Origin of the sequence: Qipengyuania gelatinilytica (assembly GCF_019711315.1) — a bacterium.
Taxonomy (GTDB): Bacteria; Pseudomonadota; Alphaproteobacteria; order Sphingomonadales; family Sphingomonadaceae; genus Qipengyuania; species Qipengyuania gelatinilytica.
The window spans coordinates 1,346,073-1,362,263 of record NZ_CP081294.1; the positions used below are offsets into that span (position 1 = coordinate 1,346,073).

At 64.2% G+C, this 16,191-nt stretch carries 16 protein-coding genes and 1 tRNA gene; 6 read left to right on the top strand and 11 right to left on the bottom strand.

The window, feature by feature from the left end; translation table 11 throughout:
* Nucleotides 1–61: 61 nt before the first annotated feature.
* A complete protein-coding gene (locus K3136_RS06700; RefSeq protein WP_221432084.1) occupies nucleotides 62–1,432 on the top strand; it encodes a formimidoylglutamate deiminase in 1,371 nt (456 codons plus the stop codon).
* Nucleotides 1,429–2,121, top strand: coding sequence for a histidine utilization transcriptional repressor HutC (gene hutC, locus K3136_RS06705; RefSeq protein WP_221432085.1), 693 nt, complete (start codon nucleotides 1,429–1,431; stop codon nucleotides 2,119–2,121). The genes K3136_RS06700 and hutC overlap by 4 nt, the downstream gene beginning before the upstream one ends.
* A 47-nt stretch (nucleotides 2,122–2,168) precedes the next feature.
* Here the strand turns inward: hutC and K3136_RS06710 are convergent.
* Nucleotides 2,169–2,255, bottom strand: a tRNA-Leu gene (locus tag K3136_RS06710).
* A gap of 185 nt (nucleotides 2,256–2,440) precedes the next feature.
* Between K3136_RS06710 and K3136_RS06715 the strand changes: the two genes are divergently transcribed.
* On the top strand, nucleotides 2,441–3,391 hold the full coding sequence (locus tag K3136_RS06715) for a complex I NDUFA9 subunit family protein (RefSeq protein WP_247711462.1): 951 nt from the start codon (nucleotides 2,441–2,443) through the stop codon (nucleotides 3,389–3,391).
* Nucleotides 3,392–3,398: 7 nt separating this feature from the next.
* Here the strand turns inward: K3136_RS06715 and K3136_RS06720 are convergent, their stop codons facing one another.
* The 3 genes from K3136_RS06720 to K3136_RS06730 form a co-directional block, all read right to left on the bottom strand.
* Entirely contained in the window at nucleotides 3,399–3,842 is a 444-nt protein-coding gene (locus K3136_RS06720; protein WP_221432087.1) for an NfeD family protein, read from the bottom strand.
* Nucleotides 3,842–4,888, bottom strand: a complete 1,047-nt coding sequence (locus tag K3136_RS06725) for an SPFH domain-containing protein (RefSeq protein ID WP_221432088.1) — start codon at nucleotides 4,886–4,888, stop codon at nucleotides 3,842–3,844. Before K3136_RS06725 ends, K3136_RS06720 begins: the two co-directional genes overlap by 1 nt.
* 93 nt (nucleotides 4,889–4,981) lie before the next feature.
* Complete coding sequence (locus K3136_RS06730; protein ID WP_221432089.1) at nucleotides 4,982–5,848, bottom strand: dienelactone hydrolase family protein; 867 nt, start codon at nucleotides 5,846–5,848, stop codon at nucleotides 4,982–4,984.
* A 123-nt stretch (nucleotides 5,849–5,971) separates the two neighbouring features.
* On the opposite strand from K3136_RS06730, the gene K3136_RS06735 reads away from it, so the two are divergent.
* Nucleotides 5,972–8,128 (top strand): PQQ-dependent dehydrogenase, methanol/ethanol family, encoded by a 2,157-nt coding sequence (locus K3136_RS06735; RefSeq protein ID WP_247711463.1) that lies wholly within the window; start codon nucleotides 5,972–5,974, stop codon nucleotides 8,126–8,128.
* Here the strand turns inward: K3136_RS06735 and purU are convergent, their stop codons facing one another.
* The 4 genes from purU to K3136_RS06755 all read right to left on the bottom strand — a co-directional run bounded on the left by purU (nucleotide 8,129) and on the right by K3136_RS06755 (nucleotide 11,233).
* Nucleotides 8,129–8,983 carry a formyltetrahydrofolate deformylase gene (gene purU, locus K3136_RS06740; RefSeq protein WP_221432090.1) on the bottom strand — a complete coding sequence of 285 codons (855 nt, stop codon included), beginning with the start codon at nucleotides 8,981–8,983 and terminating at the stop codon, nucleotides 8,129–8,131.
* A 70-nt stretch (nucleotides 8,984–9,053) separates the two neighbouring features.
* On the bottom strand, nucleotides 9,054–9,377 hold the full coding sequence (locus tag K3136_RS06745; RefSeq protein WP_221432091.1) for a hypothetical protein: 324 nt from the start codon (nucleotides 9,375–9,377) through the stop codon (nucleotides 9,054–9,056).
* 4 nt (nucleotides 9,378–9,381) lie between these two features.
* The gene (locus K3136_RS06750) at nucleotides 9,382–10,398 is read right to left on the bottom strand and encodes an NAD(P)H-dependent flavin oxidoreductase (protein WP_221432092.1); all 1,017 of its coding nucleotides are present in this window, start codon (nucleotides 10,396–10,398) and stop codon (nucleotides 9,382–9,384) included.
* Nucleotides 10,399–10,438: 40 nt separating this feature from the next.
* Nucleotides 10,439–11,233 (bottom strand): LytTR family DNA-binding domain-containing protein, encoded by a 795-nt coding sequence (locus tag K3136_RS06755; RefSeq protein WP_221432093.1) that lies wholly within the window; start codon nucleotides 11,231–11,233, stop codon nucleotides 10,439–10,441.
* 159 nt (nucleotides 11,234–11,392) lie between these two features.
* On the opposite strand from K3136_RS06755, the gene K3136_RS06760 reads away from it, so the two are divergent.
* On the top strand, nucleotides 11,393–11,926 hold the full coding sequence (locus K3136_RS06760; RefSeq protein WP_221432094.1) for a DUF2306 domain-containing protein: 534 nt from the start codon (nucleotides 11,393–11,395) through the stop codon (nucleotides 11,924–11,926).
* A 1-nt stretch (nucleotide 11,927) separates the two neighbouring features.
* Here K3136_RS06760 and purT read toward each other — a convergent pair whose 3' ends face one another.
* Together purT and K3136_RS06770 are read right to left on the bottom strand one after the other, a co-directional pair.
* Complete coding sequence (gene purT, locus K3136_RS06765; RefSeq protein ID WP_221432095.1) at nucleotides 11,928–13,091, bottom strand: formate-dependent phosphoribosylglycinamide formyltransferase; 1,164 nt, start codon at nucleotides 13,089–13,091, stop codon at nucleotides 11,928–11,930.
* Complete coding sequence (locus K3136_RS06770; RefSeq protein WP_247711464.1) at nucleotides 13,088–14,368, bottom strand: aspartate kinase; 1,281 nt, start codon at nucleotides 14,366–14,368, stop codon at nucleotides 13,088–13,090. The genes purT and K3136_RS06770 overlap by 4 nt, the downstream gene beginning before the upstream one ends.
* A gap of 52 nt (nucleotides 14,369–14,420) precedes the next feature.
* On the opposite strand from K3136_RS06770, the gene ubiG reads away from it, so the two are divergent.
* Nucleotides 14,421–15,179 (top strand): bifunctional 2-polyprenyl-6-hydroxyphenol methylase/3-demethylubiquinol 3-O-methyltransferase UbiG, encoded by a 759-nt coding sequence (gene ubiG / locus K3136_RS06775; protein ID WP_221432096.1) that lies wholly within the window; start codon nucleotides 14,421–14,423, stop codon nucleotides 15,177–15,179.
* Here ubiG and K3136_RS06780 read toward each other — a convergent pair.
* Entirely contained in the window at nucleotides 15,160–16,167 is a 1,008-nt protein-coding gene (locus K3136_RS06780; RefSeq protein ID WP_221432097.1) for a glycerophosphodiester phosphodiesterase family protein, read from the bottom strand. The genes ubiG and K3136_RS06780 overlap by 20 nt on opposite strands.
* Between the last annotated feature and the right edge of the window lie 24 nt (nucleotides 16,168–16,191).

The window sequence follows — 16,191 nt, forward strand, 5'->3', positions numbered from 1 at the left end:
TTGCGCTTCCCCTCTTTGCGTGATTATGTATGCACATAATATTGGAAAGGCGCAAGCTGCTATGGCCGGTGAAATCTCTGCGCGGCAGGTCCTGACCCCGGGCGGCTGGCTCGCGAACCATGTGGTCCGCTGGGACGATACGGGCACGATCACCTATCTCGGCAATGACGGCTTCGATGCCGCGAGTGCCGTCGGCACGCTGATCCCGGGCCTTTCCAATCTCCACACGCACAGTTTCCAGCGCGCAATGGCGGGCCTTGCCGAGACGCGCGGACCTTCCGGCTCCGACGATTTCTGGAGCTGGCGGCAGGTCATGTACCGCTTCCTCGAGGTCCTCACGCCCGAGCATATCGAGGCAATCGCCGCGCAGGTGCAGATGGATATGGCGCTGGCAGGCTTCACCGCCTCGGCTGAATTCCATTACCTCCACCGCCAGCCCCGGGGCGCGCATTTCGACGACGTGTCCGAGATGTCGCAGCGCATCTTCGCAGCGAGCGAGACGAGCGGCATCGGCCTGACACACCTGCCGGTCCTCTACAGCCATGGCGGGCTCGACAAGCGCGCCTTGAACCAGGGCCAGTCGCGCTTCGGATGCAGTCCGCAAGAGTTCGAGACGCTCTACGCCGCCATTGCGGACGCCGCCGCGCACATGCCTGCCGACTTCCGCCTCGGCGTCGCGCCGCATTCGCTGAGGGCCGTCGATGGCGAAGGCCTCTCTGTGTGCCTCGACCTGTGCCCCGAGGGCCCGTTCCACATCCATGCTGCCGAACAGGTCAGGGAGATCGAAGAAGTGGAAGCCGCGCTCGGCGCACGGCCGGTCCGCTGGCTGCTCGATACCATGCCCGTAAACGAACGCTGGTGCCTCATCCATGCGACACATATCGACGAGGGCGAGACACGCGATCTCGCGCAGTCCGGTGCTGTCGCAGGTCTTTGCCCGACCACCGAAGCCAATCTCGGCGACGGAATATTTCCCGCGCAGGAATATCTCGCCGCGGGCGGACGGTTCGGCGTCGGATCGGATTCCAATATCCGCATATCAGCAGCCGAAGAGCTGCGCATGCTCGAAGTCTCCCAGCGCCTCCTCCTGCGCCAGCGCGCTGTGCTGACCGACGACAAGGCCCGCTCCAACGGCCGCAACTTGCTGGAACGCGCGGCGAGCGGCGGCGCGCAGGCTGTCGGCCGCAAGGCAGGCACGATCGAGACAGGCCAGCTGGCCGACCTTGTAGCCCTTCGCGACGACATCCCCTTCCTCGACTGGGCCGATCCCGACCAGCGCATCGACAGCTGGGTGTTTGGTGTAGAGGGCAATCCCGTCCGCGATGTCTGGTCGGCAGGCCGCCATATCGTGACCGGCGGCGACCATGTCCGCGCCGGCGAAATCCGGCGCAAGTTCGCGACCACCATGGCCGAGCTGCGGAGCGCCCTGTGAACGGCGTCACCCATGGAGGGATTCGCGAGGCCATCCGCGAGCGGATCGTCGCAGGCGAATGGAAGCTTGGCGAACTGATCCCCGGCGAGATGGAGTTTGCCGCCGAATACGAGTGTTCGCGCACGACCGTGAACCGCGCCCTGCAGGCGCTGGCCGACGAGGGCATCGTCGAGCGCAAGCGCAAGGGCGGCACAAGGGTGCGCCCGATGCCCGCCCCTCAAGCGCAGCTCAAGATCCCGATCATCCGCGAACAGGTGGAAAGCCGGGACGCAGCCTATTCGGCGAGGATAGTGCGGCGCGAAACTCTCATACCGACGGCGGAGATCGCGCAGCTCCTGGGCGTGAGAGAACAGAGTCGCTGCGCCTATCTCGAGACTCTGCACCTGTCCGACGGGCGCCCATTCGTGTTCGAACGCCGGTGGGTAAATCTCGGGACGGTTCCCGAATTCGAACAGGCCGACCTCGCACAGACGAGCGCCAATGAATGGCTGATCCGCACCGTGCCGTTCACTCGCGGCGATGTGAGCCTCTGCGCAACCAGCGCCGACGCCGAATTGGCCGCCGTTCTAGGGTTCGAGCAAGGCGAGGCACTCTTCACCATGAAACGCGTGACATGGCTGGACCAGCGCTCGGTCACGGCGACCCGTCTCTACTATGCGCCCGGATACAGCCTCGATTTCGCAATCTAGGCCACCGCACGCAGCGCGCACTTCGAAAATCGCAAGCTATCGAAAAATGGTGCCCAGAAGAGGACTCGAACCTCCACGCCCTTGCGAGCGCCGCCACCTGAAGACGGTGCGTCTACCAATTCCGCCATCTGGGCACACTTACGAGACAAGCGGATCATACGAGTCCGTGTCCGTGGTAGGCGCGGGCCACTAGCGAAGGGGTCGCCCCCTTGTCAACGCTATTCGCACCTCGATGAGAGGAACGCTTGCGGCCTCGCATGGGTTACGGCTAGGGGCAGCCCGAAATCCTAACGGACAGCATCAATTTCCAAGGCAGGTCATGGCAAACAGCAGCGCGCTCAACGGTAAACTCGTCGTCCTCATGGGTGGCAGCGGATTCCTGGGGAATTACGTGGCGCAGGCCCTGCTGGAACGCGGCGCACGCCTGCGGATCGCGGCCCGCAATCCGGAAAAGGCATTCAGCCTCAAGCCGCTCGCCAATCTGGGCCAGCTCCAGTTCGCCCGCTGCGATGCGACCAACCGCCAGAGCGTCGAGCGCTGCATCGAAGGCGCCGATGCCGTGGTCAACCTCGTCGGCAGCTTCCAGGGCGATCTTTACAAGCTCATGGGCGATGCGCCGGGCTGGATGGCCGAAGCTGCCACGAATGCTGGTGCTGGTGCTTTCGTGCATGTGAGCGCGATTGCGGCCGAGCCTGACGAAGACACCACCAATGACTACGCGGCCGCCAAGCATCGCGGCGAGCAGGCCGTGAAGGCCGCCTTCAAGAACGCGACCATCGTGCGCCCGAGCATCGTCTTCGGCAAGGACGACAATTTCCTCAACATGTTCGGCGACCTGATCTCGAAACTTCCGGTGCTGCCGGTCTTCGGGCCCGATGCACAGCTGCAGCTCGTCTATGTCGACGATGTTGCCGAAGTGATCGCGCGCAGCCTCGAAAACCCCGGCAAGCATGGCGGGAAGACGTACGAACTCGGCGGTCCCGAAAAGCTGACCATGATGGAGATCAACCAGCGGATCGCCGATGCGCAGCGCCGCAAGCGGACCTTCCTGCCGATGCCCGACGGTCTTTCGGCCACCTTCGCAGCCCTGCCCGGCACGCCGATGGGCAGCGACCAGTGGAACCTGCTCAAGCAGGGCAATGTCGCCAGCGGCGATTATCCCGGATTCGAGAAGTTCGACATCGAGCCCAAGCCGCTGGGCCTGTTCCTCGACAAGTGGATGACGCGCTACCGCAAGCACGGCCGTTTCGAGCCGCGCCTGTCGGCCTGATCGTAAGCTAGATTTTCTCGACGATCAGCACGGCACCATCGCTGCCGCTGATCCGGACCTTCTCGCCAACCTGCGCGTCGCAGCCCTTGGCGAGCCATTCGCTATCGCCATGCTTCACGCGTCCCGTGCCGCCGTCGATCGCGGTCACGACGATCGCGGTCTCACCGGCGAGGCGCATGCCGCGACGGTTCATCTTGGGATCGGCATCCTCGACCGGATTGGCACGCAGGTAATTGCGGCCGATGAAGACCGCGCCGATCGAGAGCATGGCGAAGGCAACGATCTGGAGCGGAATACCGATCGGCAGGGCGAATGCGATCACGCCGGTGACCAGTGCTGCGCCTGCAAGCCACATCAGGAAATAGCCTGGCACGAGGATTTCGGCCGCGGCGAGGAAGAACCCGAGCGCGAGCCAGACCCAGTGCGGGGCGAGCGTTTCGAACCACTCCATCAGCGTGCTCCCGGCGTTCCACCGCTACGCGGCACGGTGGGCGTGGAGCTGCGCGGCTGCGGGCGCGGAGCCGGCGAAGGCGAAGGTGCCGTGCGTGTCGGGGTGGAGGGGCGCGGCGGCGATCCGCCACCGGGGCCGTCGTCGGTGATTCCCTTGACCAGTTCGCCGATCCCGCCGAGCGAGCCGATGAGCTGCGTCGCCTCGACCGGGAAGAGAATGGTCTTGGCATTGGGGCTGGTGGCGAACTTGCCGACCGCCTTGGTATATTCCTGCGCGACGAAGTAGTTGAGCGCCTGCCCGCCCGAACCGGCGATCGCATCGTTCACGACCTGCGTCGCCTTGGCTTCCGCCTCGGCCTCACGCTCGCGCGCTTCTGCGTCACGGAAGGCGGCCTCCTTGCGGCCTTCGGCTTCGAGGATCGCGGACTGCTTCGAACCTTCTGCGCGAAGGATTTCCGAAGCACGGTCGCCCTCCGCCTCGAGGATTTCGGCGCGCTTGAGGCGTTCCGCCTTCATTTGCCGGGCCATTGCCTCGCTGATGTCGATCGGCGGACGGATGTCCTTGATCTCGACACGCGTGATCTTCACGCCCCAAGGCGACGTCGCATGGTCGACCACCGCCAGCAGGCGGGCGTTGATCTCGTCACGCTTGGAAAGCGTTTCGTCGAGGTCCATCGAGCCCATCACCGTACGAAGGTTCGTGGTAGTGAGCGCCATGATCGCATTGTAGAGGTTGGAGACTTCGTAAGCCGCCTTGCCCGCATCGAGGACCTGGAAGAACACCACCGCGTCCACGCCGACCATGGCGTTGTCCTTGGTAATGATTTCCTGGCCCGGAATGTCGAGAACCTGCTCCATCATGTTCACCTTCTGCCCGACACGGTCGATGAAGGGGATGATGAGGTGGAGGCCCGGCTCTGCGGCAAGGGTGAACTTGCCCAGCCGCTCGATCGTGTAGACGTAGCCCTGCTTGACCACGCGCACGCCCATCGCGAGGAAGATGACGACAAGGCCGATTATCGCGACCAGAACACCCAGCAAATCCATTTCCAACCCCCGAAAACAATCCCGTTTCGCGCATGCTAGCGCGAGGGTGTTAACAGGGGAAGAAAAACCGGCGGCGGTTAGGCAGGCTGTTTGCTAGAGAGCCTCTGAATAGAGCGCCAGCAGGCGCGCCCATGCCCGCTCGGCCTCGGCCTTGTCATAGCTGGGACTGTCGAGAACGCAGAAACCGTGGTCTGCGGCATAGACCTCGACTTCCGCACCGGCAGTATCCTGCCCCGCCTCGCGCAGGATGCCCGCGTGGGTAGGAGCTTCGGCATCGTCGTCCTGGCTGATCGCGATGAGGTAATGGCCGTCTTCCTGCAAGGTGCGGTGCGGGCTGGTTTCGCTGCCGGTCACGAGGCCGCCTCCGTGGAAGCTGGCACCGGCGCTGATCACGTCTTCCGACCACGGGCCGTAAAGAGCATGGCCGCCGGTCATGCAGTATCCCTGCACACCGATCCCACGATCCCTCGCAACCTCGTCCTGCTGCATCAGCCATCGGGCTGCGGCCGCGTTGTCGAGACGCTTGGTCTCCGCAGTGAACTTGCCGCGCCACGGGCGCACCGTCTGGAAGCCGCCGCTTGCCGCGAAACTCGCGAAATCCTCGAACTGCTGGCCCGCTACGTCGCGGTAGTAGGGGTTGGCGAGGAGGACGGCATAGCCTTCTTCGGCCAGACGGGTGGCCATTTGCCGTTTCGCCGGCCTGATGCCTGCGATGTCCGGCCAGAAGATGACGCCGGGGCGCGGTGTGGTGCCGGAGGTGTAGAACTCACCGTCCAGCGTGCCCTCGCCGGTTGCGAAAGAAACCTTGCGCATCGTGACGGCACTGGCTTCTCCCGAAGCGGACACGGCCTGGTCGACCGGCGCACATGCTGCTGCCATTCCGGCAAGTCCGGCGGCACCGAAGGTCCTGCGATCGAGTTCCTTTTTCGCCCAACGTTCCAGATGGTTTTGATCGCACATCGCCGTTTCTCCCGTATCTGCCGCCTCGCCTCGTGCGCGAGGGTGATGGACAAGAATACGCTTGGAAGGCAGGATAGGTTTCATCGAGCGACCCAAAGGCCGCCGGTTGAGGGAGAGAGAGGGATGAAACTTCGGGGCCTTGCCACGATGGGTGCGCTGCTTCTGGCAGCTTGCGGCAGCAATAGCGATGCGCCGGAAGGCGGCATCGACGCCATGCGACTGATCAATGCCGACCAGGACAGCGCCAACTGGATCAGCCACGGTCGCACCTATTCCGAGCAGCGTTACTCCCCGCTCGACCAGGTCAACCGCGAGACCGTGTCCGAACTCGGCCTCGCATGGTTCGCCGATATGGATACCGCGCGCGGACAGGAAGCGACACCGCTGGTGATGGACGGCAAGCTCTATGTCACAAGCGCATGGAGCAAGGTCTTCGCCTTCGATGCCGCCACCGGCAAGCCGTTGTGGAGCTACGATCCGCAGGTTCCCGGCGAAACTGGCGTGAAAGCCTGCTGCGATGTCGTGAACCGCGGCCTTGCGGCCTGGGGAGACCACCTGTTCCTCGGCACGCTCGACGGCAGGCTGGTCGCGCTCGATCGCGACACCGGCCAAGTGGCCTGGGAAAAGGTCACGGTCGACCAGGCGAAGAGCTACACCATCACCGGCGCACCGCGCGTGATCGACGGCAAGGTCCTGATCGGCAATGGCGGGGCCGAGTTTGGCGTACGCGGCTATATTGCCGCCTATGACGCCGAGGACGGCGAAGAGCTGTGGCGCTTCTACACCGTGCCGGGCGACGAAGGCGATGACGCTCCCGAATATCTCAAGACGGCTGCCGAGACCTGGAGCGGCGATGCGCTGACCGGAGAGGATTCGATCGGCGGCGGTGGCACAGTCTGGGATTCGATGGCCTACGATCCCGAACTCGACCTGCTCTACTTCGGGGTCGGCAACGGCAGCCCGTGGAACCGCGCCTATCGCAGCCCAGGCAAAGACGGCACCGGTGAAGGCGACAACCTCTATCTCTCCAGCATCGTCGCGATCCGCCCCGATACGGGAGAATACGTCTGGCATTACCAGACCACGCCCGGCGAGACATGGGACTATACCGCCACGCAGCACATCATCCTGGCCGACATGGAAATCGACGGCCGGACACGGCAGGTGCTGATGCAGGCGCCCAAGAACGGCTATTTCTATGTCCTCGACCGTGCGACGGGCGAGTTCATTTCGGCCGAGCCATACATCCCGCAGAACTGGTCGACCGGCATGAGCGAGGACGGTCGCCCGATCATGAACCCGGAAACGCGGATCGATATCACCGGCAAGCCCGCGCTCGTCATGCCCGGCCCGCTGGGCGGCCATAACTGGCACCCGATGGCCTATCATCCGGGCGAAAACCTCGTGTACATCCCGGCCTTCGAAGCGGCGATGCTTTATGCGCCCGAGGCGAACTGGAAACCCGACCGCGCGCGGGGGTTCAATGTCGGATACGATCTGGGCGCTGGCGACCTGCCGCCAGATCTCGGCATCCGCCGGCAGGTCCAGGGTACCATCAAGGGCAAGCTGCTCGCCTGGGACCCGGTCGCGCAGAAGGTGCGCTGGGAAGTCGAACATCCCGGACCGTGGAACGGCGGCCTGCTGGCCACTGCAGGCGGGCTCGTTTTCCAGGGCAATTCGGGTAGCGAGTTCGCGGCTTACAATTCGGCCACCGGCGACAAGCTATGGAGTTTCGCGGCACAGACCGGCGTAGTCGCTCCGCCGATGACCTACACGGTCGATGGCGAGCAATATGTTGCCGTGCTCGCCGGCTGGGGCGGCGCCTTCGCGCTTTCGGTAGATGGCGAACTTATCGACCAGATGAAGCCGGTGCGTAACATCAGCCGACTTCTCGTGTTCAAGCTGGGCGGCGACGTGCAGCTTCCCCCAGAACCCGATTTCGCCCTTGCTCCGCTCGATCCGCCGCTCTCCAAGGCAAGCGCGGAAACGATCGAGCTCGGCCGTAGCAATTACGCCCGCTATTGCGCCGTCTGCCACGCACCCGCGGCAGTCGGATCGACCGAACTGCCCGACCTGCGGCGCTCGGGCGCGCTGGAGAACCGCACCGCATGGCTGCAGATCGTTCATGGCGGCGCGTTGCAGGACAACGGCATGGCAAGCTTTGCCGGTTCGCTTTCCGAAGACGAGATCGAGGCCATCCGGCAATACGTCATCAAGCGCGCCAACGAGGACAAGGCAATGGAGGCCGAACGCGCCAAGACGCGGGTAGCGAAACGCTGATCAGCTCCTGAAGACCACCGTGCGCTGGCCGTTGAGGAGTACCCGCTCTTCGAGGTGAAGGCGCACGGCTTCGGCCAGCACGCGGCTCTCGATCTCGCGGCCCTTGCGCACCAGTTCGTCCGGCGTGTCGGCATGGCTGATCGGTTCTGCCGCCTGGTGGATGATCGGGCCTTCGTCGAGATCGGTGGTGACGTAATGCGCGCTCGCCCCGATCATTTTGACACCGCGCTCGTAGGCCTGGTGATAGGGCTTGGCGCCCTTGAAGCCGGGCAGGAACGAGTGGTGGATGTTGATGCAGCGCCCGGCGAAATGCGCCGCCTGCTCGTCCGACAGGATCTGCATGTAACGCGCCAGCACCACCAGCTCCGCGTCGTATCGCTCGGCCAGTTCGCGGACCTGTGCTTCCTGCTCCGACTTGGTCTCGCGCGTGATCGGCAGGTGGTGGAAGGGAATATCGCCCAGATGGGTATGCTCGATCGCCTCGCGCGGGTGGTTGGACAGGATCGCGACCGGTTCCATCGGCATTTCGCCGATCCGCCATCGGTAAAGGAGATCGGCGAGGCAGTGATCGAACTTGCTGACCATGATCAGCACGCGGCGCGGCCGGTCGCGCAGGGCCAGCTTCCAGTCCATGCCGTATTCCTCGGCCAGCGCCACGAAATCGGACCGGATGGCCTCACGCGAAACCTCTCCCGGATCGAACTCCACCCGCATGAAGAAGGCGTCCGAGGTGCGGTCGTTGAATTGCTGTGCTTCGAGGATGTTGCCTCCGCGCTCAAACAGGAACGAGGAAACGCGGGCGGTGATGCCCGGACGATCGGCGCAGGACAGGGTAAGGACGAGGGGTTCGGACATGGTCGGCTTTTGGCGTGGCATCGAGCGATCGGCAAACGCAAAGCGCTAGGCAGACCCCAAGCGCTCGTTTCTAGGCGTCGAGTTCGAAGATGACTTCATGAAACCCGATCTCGCGCAAGGCGGTCTCGACCAGCGACTTTTGCATGTCGTCCAGATTGCCATCGAAGCGCACGACATGGGCGATCGGCTCCTTCAGCGAAAAGCCACCTTCTGCCAGGATGTGCCGCATCGCCCTGACGAGCGTGTCCTCGAAATAGCGGGCATGCTCGACCAGCCGCGCATCGGAGGAAAAGGCAAACTCCGCGCGCATGTCGATGAATGTGCCGCTGCCCCGGTGCGTCACCTGTGCGCGGTCGCGGTAGATCGCGACATCGAGGTCGAGGCTGCGGATCACACCCTTATCGGCGCGTCAGCGCTTCCTCGCTCTGGGCCATGAGCTTTTCGATGATGACCGCCACCGGCTCTTCTTCCTTGAGCATGCCGACCGACTGGCCCGCCATCAGGCTGCCGTTCTCGACATCGCCGTCGATAACCGCGCGGCGCAGCGCACCTGCCCAATAATGCTCGATCTGGAGCTGGGCTTCTTCCATCGCGATTTCTTCGCGGTCGAGCGTGCCGGCCACTTCGATCTGCTTGCGGGTGAACTCCTCGGTGCCCTTGTTCTTGAGCGCGCGCACCGGGATGACCGGCAGGCGCGGGTCGACCTGGACGCTGGCAATTGCATCGCGGGCATTGGCGCGGAAGAGGGCTTTCTTGAAGTTCTCATGCGCGATGCTTTCGGTCGCGCAGGCGAAGCGCGTGCCGAGCTGGACGCCCGCTGCGCCCATTTCGAGATAGCCGGCCATGGCATTGCCGCGGCCGATCCCGCCGGCAACGAAGATGATGTGGTCTTCCGAAAGTTCTGGCAGCATTTCCTGCGCGAGCACGCTGGTCGAGACGGGGCCGATATGGCCGCCTGCTTCCATGCCCTCGATTACCAGCGCATCGGCGCCCGAACGCAGCAGCTTCTTGGCGAGCGCCAGCGTCGGCGCGAAGCAGATGACCTTGGCGGGATTGTCGCCGCCCTTGATCGCCTCGACACTGCCCTTGGGCGGAATGCCGCCCGCGAGCACGACATGGCTCACGCCCGCCTTGTCGCACACTTCGATGAGGTCGAAGAGCTGCGGGTGCATGGTGATGAGGTTCACGCCGAAGGGCTTGTCGGTGAGCTTCTGCGTTTCCGCGATCTCGGTCTCGAGCAGTTCGGGCGTCATCGCGCCGCAGGCGATCACGCCAAAGCCACCGGCATTGGAAATCGCCGATACCAGATTGCGCTCGGAGACCCAGCTCATCGCGCCGCACAGGATCGCATATTCGGAGCCGAGGAACTCTGCACCGCGCTGCATCAGGCGGTTGGTCTTGGGATAGGTAGTCATACGAGGCCGCTTAGGGCGCACCCGCCCTTACGGCAAGCGGCTATAGCCAGCCTGCCGCCTTGAGTTCGCTTGCGCGGTTGCGAGAGACGGGCGCTTCGATCCCGCGAGCGAGAACCAGTCGCAGGTTGCGCCCCTCGCGCCTGACCTCTTCCACCGCATCGCGGGCGACCCACCAGCTGCGATGCACCTGACGCCCGTCCACCCCTTCCAGTTCGGCCATCGCGTCGCCGAGGCGCATCAGCACGAGTTCGCTGCCGAGCCGCGTATGTGCGCGGACATAGTGATCCTCCATCTCCAGCGCGAGCAGGTCCGTGCCAAGCTGGGGCGGCAATCGGTCGATGAAGCGCGGAGCACTTTCCTTGGCGGTGCTCCCATCCTCAGGCAGGGGCTGGTCCTTCGTCGGCTCGCTCACGGATCCACGCTGGGCGAGAGTGAACAGCAGCGTGATCATACCCCCGACAACGGCGACATAGAAATACTGGGTGAGCGCCGTTTCCGCATCGGGCCAGCGCAGCCTGTCCGGCAGTCGCGGCAAGATCCACACCGCAACCGACATCGGCAGCGATGCGACCATGACGCCCACGAACCGCACTGCCCAGACAGGCAGGTCCAGCGCAGGTGCGAGCCGCTGCGCCACACCGTCGATCGGCGCATAGAGGAAGTATCCGAGATAGGCGAAACCGACCCAGACGATCAGCCTGAGCGCAAGCGGGTCCTGGAAGCTTCCGAAGGGGCCGATCAGCGCAAGCACGACGCCGATCACGCCCATGCAGGCAAGATCGATCAGCAGCTTGCGCAGCTTTTGCCGTTTCTCGGATTGCTCACCCTGTCCCATCTCCCACCAGAACTAGCGCCCATTCGCGCTTCGTAAAGTGGCAGCGCGCGGGAAATGCGCGCATTTCGCGAAGGCTTGCGCCACATCACGTAGGCGCGGTTGCCGGCGAACGGGCGGGCGACATCATGAGCTCCGACGAACACACGACGGAGACTTTTCATGACCGCTAGCGCCCTTCCCGCCTTCCTGATCCGCCGATCCGGACCGATGGACCTGACCCCGATGATGCGCGCCATGGTTATCGGTGCGGGCGGCTTGATGACTGCAATTTGCGTGATTGCGATCACCCGCGGGCTTCTCGGCATGACGCCGGACCTTCCGCACCTCAGGAATATCGCGGTGGCCTTCCACGTCAGCACCGTGATCCCCTGTGTCCCTCTTGGCGCATATCTCCTGCTCGCCAGGAAGGGCACACCGATGCACAAACAGCTCGGCAAGCTGTGGGTCGTCCTGATGGTGATCACGGCGACCTCCACCATTTTCATCCATGATGGAATGCGGCTCACCTGGATCCACATCTTCGTGCCGATCACCTACCGCGCCGCCTGGCTCATCGTGTCGAGCGCCCGCAAGGGCGACATCGCCACTCACCGAAAGGAGATTGTCGGTCTCTTCTTCGGAGCGCTGATGATCCCGGGCATCGCGGCCATTGTCTTGCCGGGACGCCTGATGAACGTGATGCTGTTCTGGTAAGTCAGTCGCCGTAGACGATGCGCACCTTGTGGGCGGCATCGCGGGCCTTGCGGCGGGCCTCGTCGGTTTCGCCCGCCGTCGCCAGCGTCACACCCATGCGGCGGAAGGGGCGACTGGTGGGCTTGGCGAAAATGCGCAGGTCGGTCCCGTCTTCCTCCAGCGCTTCGGCAAGGCCTGCATAGGACAGGTCCGAGTTGTCGCGATCGGCAAGGATCACTGCGCTGGCCGAGGGACGGGCGCGCAACTGCGCTGGCACGGGCAGCCCCATGACCGCGCGGGCATGGAGATCGAATTCGGTCAGGTTCTGGCTGACCAGCGTGACCATGCCCGTGTCATGCGGCCGGGGGCTGAGTTCGGAGAAGATGACCTCTTCGCCCTTCACGAAGAACTCCACCCCGAAGAGGCCGTAGCCGCCCAGATCGTCGACCACTTTCCTCGCCATTTCCTGCGCCTTGGCAGTGGCCGCATCGGACATCGGCGTGGGCTGCCAGCTTTCCTGGTAATCGCCACGCTCCTGCCGGTGGCCGATCGGCGGGCAGAAGGTCACGCCCGTCTTGTGGCGAACGGTCAGCAAGGTGATCTCGTAATCGAAATCGACGAATTGCTCGACGATGACGCGCTGACGGTCGCCGCGCATATTGGCGCAGGCATAGTCCCACGCCTCTTCGAGCTTGTCCTCTTCGCGCACCGTGCTCTGGCCCTTGCCGCTGGACGACATGACCGGCTTGATGACGCAGGGAAATCCGGTGTGCTCGGCAGCCGCCTTCACCTCGTCGAGGTTCTTCGCATAGCGATAACGCGAGGTGACGAGACCCAGATCGTTCGCCGCAAGATCGCGGATGGCATCGCGGTTCATGGTGAGCTGCGCAGCGCGGGCCGAGGGCACGACGGTGAAGCCTTCCTCCTCAAGTTCGGCGAGCACGGCGGTGCGGATCGCCTCGATCTCGGGCACGATATAGTCGGGGCCATGCTTCTCCGCCGCTGCGCGCAATTTCTCGCCATCGAGCATGGAGAAGACCTCGCGCTCATCCGCCACCTGCATGGCGGGCGCATCGTCATAGGCATCGCAGGCCACGACATAGGCGCCGAGGCGCTTGGCAGAGATCACAAACTCGCGGCCCAGTTCGCCCGAGCCGAGAAGGAGGATCTTCGCGGTGTGGCTCACGCAGCCTCGTCCGCCGCGTCGAGGCCGTAGGCGGTGTGCAGAACGCGTACCGCCAGTTCGGTCTCGTCCTCGTCGATCATCACACTGACCTTGATTTCGGAGGTGGTGATCGCCTGAATGTTGATTCCGCGGTCGGCAAGCGCCTTGAACATGGTCGCCGCGACGCCCGCGTGGCTCTTCATGCCGACGCCGACGACGCTGATCTTGGCGATCTGGCTGTCGGTAATGATGCGGTTGAAGCCGATGTCCTCGCGCTTGTCTTCGAGCAGCGCCTGCGCGCGCGCGAGGTCGGCTTGCGGGACCGTGAAGGTCACGTCGGTCTCGCCCTTGTCGCGGCCGACGTTCTGGATGATCATGTCGACATTGATGCTGGCGGCGGCAAGCGGCTCGAAGATGTGCGCCACCGCGCCGGGCTTGTCGGGCACGCGGGTGAGGATGATCTTGGCTTCGTTCTTGTCATGCGCGATGCCGGTTACGTGCTGGCGTTCCACTTCGCCCTTCTCCACCAATTCGTCCATTTCTTCTTCCGACACGATCATCGTGCCCGGAAGCTCGTCCGCGGGGACGGCATCGTCGCCCACGAAGCTGGAGAGGACCTGCACGCGCACGCCCTCTTTCATTGCAAGACCCACGCTGCGGGTCTGCAGCACCTTCGCGCCCACACTCGCCAGTTCGAGCATTTCCTCGTAGGTCACCGCCTTCAGCTTGCGCGCCTTGGCGACGATGCGCGGGTCGGTCGTGTAGACGCCGTCGACGTCGGTATAGATGTCGCAGCGGTCGGCCTTGACCGCAGCCGCCACCGCCACTGCCGACGTATCCGAGCCGCCACGGCCCATGGTGGTGATACGGCCGTCGTCCGACACGCCCTGGAAGCCGGGGATGACCGCGATCTCTCCGGCAGCCATGGATTTCGCCAGCGCATCGCCGTCGATGGTGTCGACGCGGGCCTTGGCATGGGCCTCGATCGTGCGGACGGGCAATTGCCAGCCGAGCCAGCTTCGCGCCTTGCAGCCGAGCGATTGCAGAGTGAGTGCCAGGAGGCCCGAGGTCACCTGTTCGCCACTGGCGACGACGACGTCATATTCCGCCGGGTCGTAAAGCGCATTGGCTTCGCGGCAGAAGTTCACCAGCCGGTCGGTCTCGCCCGCCATGGCGCTGACGACGACCGCGACCTCATTGCCGCCCGCAGCCTGCTTGCGCACGATATTGGCGACGCGGCGAATGCGTTCGGTCCCCGCCATCGAGGTGCCGCCGAATTTCATCACGATACGTGCCAAGCGGGATGTCTCCGTGCTGGAATGCTTACGTTGAGGCTGCTAGCCACGCCGCATGAGCGATGCAACCACGACCAATCCAAGCAATACTTCAGCGGGCCAAACGATCCGCCCCGATGAGGCGGCGCATTTCGGCAAGCTGGCGAAGGACTGGTGGGACCCGAAGGGTTCTTCCGCCATGCTCCACAAGCTCAATCCGGTCCGGCTCGAATTCCTGCGCGAGGCGATCGATATGCACTGGGCGGGCGATATCCGCGATGCCAAGCCGCTCGCGGGCAAGAGCGCGCTCGACGTCGGTTGCGGCGCGGGCCTGCTGTGCGAACCGCTGGCGCGTCTCGGCGCCGAAGTCACCGGCATCGACGCAGCGCCCGAGAACACGGCGGCCGCCGCTCTCCATGCCGAGAGGAGCGGGCTCGACATCCGCTACATGGCAGGCGAGCTGGCAAGCCACGATATCGGCACGTTCGATCTCGTCACCGCGATGGAAGTGATCGAGCATGTCGCCGACAAGCAGGCCTTCGCTTCCCAGCTGGCAGCCCGGCTGGCCGACGGCGGGCTGATGGTCCTCTCAACCCCCAACCGCACCGTGCGTTCGCGCACGCTGATGATCGGCGCTGCGGAGGGCTTCGGTCTCATCCCTAGGGGCACGCATCACTGGGACGATTTCGTCACGCCCGAAGAACTGTCCGATATCCTTGCCGAAGCTGGCCTGACGATGGGCGAACCGCGCGGCATCGCCTTTTCGCCGATGAAGGGTCTCCACCTCTCGGGCGACCTCTCGCTCAATTACATCGTCACTGCGCGAGCGCGCTGACCACCAGCCCGGGATCGTCGGTAAACACGCCGTCGATGCCCTGCGCCTTCAGGATCGTCACCATGCCGAGCATATCACCCGTGCCGTTTTCCGCCTCTCCGCGGCGGAGCATGGGCGGCAGGTAGGCGTTTTCCTTGCGTAGCGTCCATGCATGGACGTCCAGGCCAGCCTCTTTCGCATCGTCGACTACGCCGCTCGGAATACCCTCGGGCCCGAACAGCAGGCGCAAGTCCGCACCGATTGCATCGGCATAGGTCGCAATTTCGGCCAGCCCGACCGGCGCGACCATGTCATCGTAACGAAGCGCCGGTTCGTCGGCCGGGCCGTCATCAAGTTTGACGAGCTGCACCAGCGGGACATCGACCAGCCGGTCGAGCCTGCGCAGCGGCCCGACTTCGAAGCTCTGCACGAAAACCGCATCATCGGCATCGTCGAGGTCGGCTTCGCGCAGCGCGCGCACCAGCAGGTCGACACTGTCTATGCCCTCGTCCTGGAGCAGGAAGGTGGGGTGCTTGAGTTCGGGATAGAGGCCGATGGTGCGGCCGGTCTCGACTTCCTTGGCACGAACGAGCTGCACGATCTCCGCGAAGGTCGGGATGGAGTACAACCCGTCGAACCGCGCATTTGCAGGCCGCATGCCGGGGAGGCGTTCCTTTGCGCGCAAGCTGCGTATTTCGGCGAGCGTGAAATCCTCGGCGAACCAGCCGCTCACCAGCCGCCCGTCGATGGTCTTGCTGCGGCGACGGTCCGCAAACTCCTCGCGGGCAGCGACGTCGGTCGTGTCCGACAATTCGTTCTCGTGGCGCGCGACTAGGACGAGATCCTTGGTCACCACGAGGTCAGGCTCGATGTAGTCCGCGCCCTGGTCGATCGCGCGTTCATAAGCTGCAAGGGTGTGCTCCGGACGCTCTCCGCTGGCGCCGCGGTGGGCGATCACGAGCATTTCGTCGGCAAAAGCGCTCGTTCCGGCGAACAACAGGCCCAACATTAGGACAAATTTTACCACGAATCG

What these genes read in the sequence shown, in the direction of transcription:
- K3136_RS06700 (WP_221432084.1), top strand. Translation starts at nt 62, where the DNA reads ATGGCCGGTGAAATCTCTGCGCGGCAGGTCCTGACCCCGGGCGGCTGG.
- K3136_RS06715 (WP_247711462.1), top strand. Translation starts at nt 2,441, where the DNA reads ATGGCAAACAGCAGCGCGCTCAACGGTAAACTCGTCGTCCTCATGGGT.
- K3136_RS06720 (WP_221432087.1), bottom strand. Translation starts at nt 3,842, where the DNA reads ATGGAGTGGTTCGAAACGCTCGCCCCGCACTGGGTCTGGCTCGCGCTC.
- K3136_RS06725 (WP_221432088.1), bottom strand. Translation starts at nt 4,888, where the DNA reads ATGGATTTGCTGGGTGTTCTGGTCGCGATAATCGGCCTTGTCGTCATC.
- K3136_RS06730 (WP_221432089.1), bottom strand. Translation starts at nt 5,848, where the DNA reads ATGTGCGATCAAAACCATCTGGAACGTTGGGCGAAAAAGGAACTCGAT.
- K3136_RS06735 (WP_247711463.1), top strand. Translation starts at nt 5,972, where the DNA reads ATGAAACTTCGGGGCCTTGCCACGATGGGTGCGCTGCTTCTGGCAGCT.
- purU (WP_221432090.1), bottom strand. Translation starts at nt 8,983, where the DNA reads ATGTCCGAACCCCTCGTCCTTACCCTGTCCTGCGCCGATCGTCCGGGC.
- K3136_RS06750 (WP_221432092.1), bottom strand. Translation starts at nt 10,398, where the DNA reads ATGACTACCTATCCCAAGACCAACCGCCTGATGCAGCGCGGTGCAGAG.
- K3136_RS06755 (WP_221432093.1), bottom strand. Translation starts at nt 11,233, where the DNA reads ATGGGACAGGGTGAGCAATCCGAGAAACGGCAAAAGCTGCGCAAGCTG.
- K3136_RS06760 (WP_221432094.1), top strand. Translation starts at nt 11,393, where the DNA reads ATGACCGCTAGCGCCCTTCCCGCCTTCCTGATCCGCCGATCCGGACCG.
- ubiG (WP_221432096.1), top strand. Translation starts at nt 14,421, where the DNA reads ATGAGCGATGCAACCACGACCAATCCAAGCAATACTTCAGCGGGCCAA.
- K3136_RS06780 (WP_221432097.1), bottom strand. Translation starts at nt 16,167, where the DNA reads ATGTTGGGCCTGTTGTTCGCCGGAACGAGCGCTTTTGCCGACGAAATG.